The sequence below is a fragment of the Arthrobacter sp. Dra40 genome (assembly GCF_059091905.1).
Window position 1 is genome coordinate 1 of the sequence record NZ_JBNHHB010000341.1, and the last position, 3,864, is coordinate 3,864.

At 61.5% G+C, this 3,864-nt stretch carries 4 protein-coding genes; all 4 read left to right on the plus strand.

Going from position 1 to position 3,864, the window contains the following annotated elements:
• A partial coding sequence (locus AC5RWT_RS35330) for a substrate-binding domain-containing protein (RefSeq protein WP_494084292.1) occupies positions 1 to 524 on the plus strand: 524 nt, incomplete at its 5' end.
• A gap of 149 nt (positions 525 to 673) precedes the next feature.
• The gene (locus AC5RWT_RS35335; protein WP_494084293.1) at positions 674 to 2,116 is read left to right on the plus strand and encodes a sugar ABC transporter ATP-binding protein; all 1,443 of its coding nucleotides are present in this window, start codon (positions 674 to 676) and stop codon (positions 2,114 to 2,116) included.
• A gap of 8 nt (positions 2,117 to 2,124) precedes the next feature.
• Positions 2,125 to 3,186, plus strand: coding sequence for an ABC transporter permease (locus tag AC5RWT_RS35340; protein ID WP_494045443.1), 1,062 nt, complete (start codon positions 2,125 to 2,127; stop codon positions 3,184 to 3,186).
• Positions 3,183 to 3,864, plus strand: a 682-nt coding sequence (locus AC5RWT_RS35345) for a biotin carboxylase N-terminal domain-containing protein (RefSeq protein ID WP_494084294.1), incomplete at its 3' end; no start/stop codon positions are given. The genes AC5RWT_RS35340 and AC5RWT_RS35345, both read left to right, overlap by 4 nt.

Below are 3,864 nucleotides of genomic sequence, written 5' to 3' on the forward strand. Positions count from 1 at the left end.
TGGTGGGCTTCTTCCCCGGCCCGGAAGGCGCCGGATGGTCCGACGCCGCAGTCAAAGGCTTCCAGGACACCATCAAAGGAACCAACGTCAAGATGGCAGAGATGCGGCGCGCCGATCCAGGCCTGGAAATCCAGCAGAATCTCATTGAAGACACACTCAAGGTGCATCCCGACATCACCCACATCGTCGGAGTGGACATTGCTGCCGAAGCCGGCGTGAATGCTGTACGGAACGCCAACATGACGGGAAAAGTTGACGTCTATGCCTTTGACATCATTCCGCCCGTCTACGACGCGATCGTCGCCGGCGACGCCGTAGGTTCGCCAACGGACTTCACCACCGTCCAGGGACGCATGGCCGTCGACCAAGCCGTCCGGATGCTGGAAGGCCAGAAGCTGGAGGCGCCAACCTCCGGCCCCGTTCCCAAGATGATCACCAAAGCGAACGCCAACGACGTGCCCTACACCGAGATGTTCGCACCCCGGGACTTTAAGACGGTCACGAGCTGGACACCGGAGAGCTGATCCATCCATCGGGGGCCGGACCCCACCCGCGATTCCGGTTAGTGGGGCACTCGCATCGGAAGGGAGTGAAGCTGGCATTGGAACAGCATTCGATCGTTGCACTCAGCAATATCGTCAAGACGTTCGGGCCCGTGAGGGCACTCAAAGGTATGTCAATCGACCTTTACCCCGGCGAAGTACACATCCTGCTGGGCGAGAACGGCGCGGGAAAATCAACCCTGGTGAACATCCTTCTGGGTAACTACCTGCCCGACAGCGGAACAATCACCGTCCGCGGCTCGGAAGTTGCCCACCATTCTCCGGCGAATGCCCGCAAACTGGGCATCAACGTCGTGCTGCAGGATTTCAGCTTGGCCCCGACGCTGTCCGTGACCGAGAATCTGTTCCTTGGCCGGGAGTTAAAAACTTTCGGGTTCGTCAACCGCAAAAAGATGCGGGCCGTTGCCCGGGATAAGGTCGGTCAGCTTGGGGCGGCAATAGACCCGGACGCGGAGGTGGGGACGCTGCCCAGGGCCGAACAGCAGCTTGTGGAGATCACCAAGGGGCTGCTCGGGACGCCGGGCATCCTCCTTCTCGATGAGCCGACGGCTGCCATCAGCGAGCGGGAAGCGGACCGGCTTTTCCGGATCATAGACCAGCTCCGGGACGAAGACTGGGCGCTTCTCTACATCACCCACCGAATGGAGGAAGTCCGGCGCCTCGGCGACCGGGTCACCGTGATGCGGGACGGCACGTTCATTTCAACCCATACCCTCGAGGAGGTTTCCGAAGAGCAGTTGATCACAGACATGGTCGGCCGGGAACTCGCGGCCGTCTATCCGGAAAAGGCCGAGACCAAGGGGGAACCCCTGCTGGAGATAGAGAATGCGTCTACGGCCGACGGCAAGGTCGCCCATGCGTCCCTGCGGGTGTGCCAGGGTGAGATTGTTGCCGTGGCCGGGCTCGTGGGTTCGGGGAAAAGCGAACTCGCAAAGGCTGTCCTGGGTCTCATCCCCCTGTCCAGCGGTTCCGTCTCCGTTAACGGCAGGAAATTCAGTCGGCCAAACCCTCGCCAGATGATCCAGGCGGGAATCGGCTTCATGCCGGAGGACCGCAGGCGGGAGGCCCTGGCGCTTGATCTCAGCGTTCAGGAAAACATTGCTCTTGAAGTCAACCGGATTAAGAAGTACAGCACGCTGGGGCTGATCCACGGAGCAAAGATCCGCTCCCTAGCGCAGGCGCTGGCCGAGCGGCTCGATATCCGGCCGCGGTCCGTGACTGCGGATGCCCGGGCCCTGTCGGGCGGCAATCAACAGAAGGTCGTTTTGGCGCGCGCCCTGACGCGGGAGCGGAAGGTTTTCGTGGTGGCCGAGCCTACTTCCGGCGTGGATGTCGGGGCCCGCCAGGAAATTTACGCCAATCTCCGCAAACTGTGCAGGGACGGCGCCGGCGTCCTCATGGTCTCATCGGACCTCGAGGAGGTTGTGGGACTTGCCGACCGGGTCTACGTGATGAACGGCGGGCGTGTGCAGGCCGAGCTCGTTGGTAACCAGATCACAAACGAAGCCGTTGTCGCTGGTGCCTTCGGGCATGCAGTAGACGCATCAGCATAAGGACTGCCATGTCAACAACCGAAGTGAGAGGCCCGGCGACCGCCGTCGGAGGTACCAAGAAAGTAAACCGCCAGTTCTGGCTCAGGTTCTTCAGCAGCGTCGGCCCGCTGCCGCCGCTGCTGATCGTGATGGTGGTCGTCTTTGCCTTGGCAAATGACCGCTTCCTGCAGCCGGACAACCTGCTGTCCGTCTCCCAGCAATCCGTCACGCTCCTGCTGATCTCCCTGGGGCAGATGCTGGTACTGGTAACGGGCGGATTTGATCTGTCTGTAGGGGCAACCGTCGCCCTGTCTTCCATTGTGTCTGCCACCATGATGCAGAAAGTCTATGGTGGCATACCGGAATTCTCGGGCCAGTCCATGATCATGGGTTTCGTCGTCTGCATCGCAGTCGGGCTCGTCGTCGGGATGGCCAACGGCCTCGGAGTTGCCTTCCTCAAGGTCAACCCGTTCATTGTGACACTAGCCACCGCTACCATTGTCACGGGCATCACGCTGGTCTACAGCGGCGGAGCCACCGTGTCCGGCCTGCCAAGGGACTACATAGTCGGGCTGGGGTCAGGCTTCACCGTGGGCATACCCAACCTGGTTCTCGTAGCACTGCCGATCCTGGCGATTGTATTCGTGGCCCTGAAATGGACAACCTTCGGTCGTCACCTGTATGCGATCGGTGGAAATGCCTTGGCAGCAAAAACCGCGGGCATCCAGGTGCGGCGGAACCTGATTGCCACCTACGTAATCTGCGCCGTTCTGTCCTCTATCGCGGCCTACCTCTTGACCGCCCGCAGCGGCTCGGGGCAACCGACCTTCGGGGGTGCTTTTGCCCTGCAATCCATCACCGCTGCCGTCATCGGCGGAGCCTCGCTCCAGGGCGGCCGCGGCGGCGTCGGCGGCACTGTCCTGGGCGTCATCTTCATCATGCTGCTGGGCAACGGGATGAACTTCATGCGGCTCGATACCAACATGCAGAGCATCGCTTTGGGGTTGGCGCTCGTTCTCGCGGTCCTTGCAGACCGTTTCCGGGCCTCGGCCAAGTCGCGCCTCATCGCCAGAGGAGTCGTCAGCACATGACTACGCCGTTATTTGAATCCCTTCTGGTCACCAACCGGGGCGAGATCGCCCGGCGCATCATCCGCACAGCGAATGCCCTGGGTATCCGGACCATCGCCGTCTGCTCGGATGTGGATACAGAGCTGCCGTTCGTGAAGGAAGCCTCGGAATTTGTCTCCCTAGGTCCTGCGAATCCCGCCGAATCCTACCTGAATGTCGACAAACTGATGGACGCGGCCAGAACTGTCCGGGCTTCGGCCATCCACCCGGGCTACGGTTTTCTCGCTGAAAATTCCGGTTTCGCCCGGCGGGTCATTGAAAGCGGCATCACGTGGGTGGGGCCTTCGCCGGAATCGATGGACATGGTGGCGGACAAGATCAACGCCCGAAACCTGATGCAGGCCGCCGGCGTGCCGGTGGCGACCGGATCAGCCGAACCGGTGAGTGACTCCACAGAGGCAGTAAAGATCGCCAACGCTGTCGGCTATCCGGTCATCGTCAAGCCATCCGGAGGCGGAGGCGGCATCGGAATGATAGTTGCCGACAATGACGAAGACCTGAGGGCAGCTTTCGATACTGCACGGTCGCGTGCAGAGCGTTTCTTCGGGGACTCGCGGATCCTCATTGAACAGTTCATTCAGCACGCCCGCCACGTCGAGGTCCAGATCCTCGGGCTCGCCGGCGGCAGGGTCATAGCGC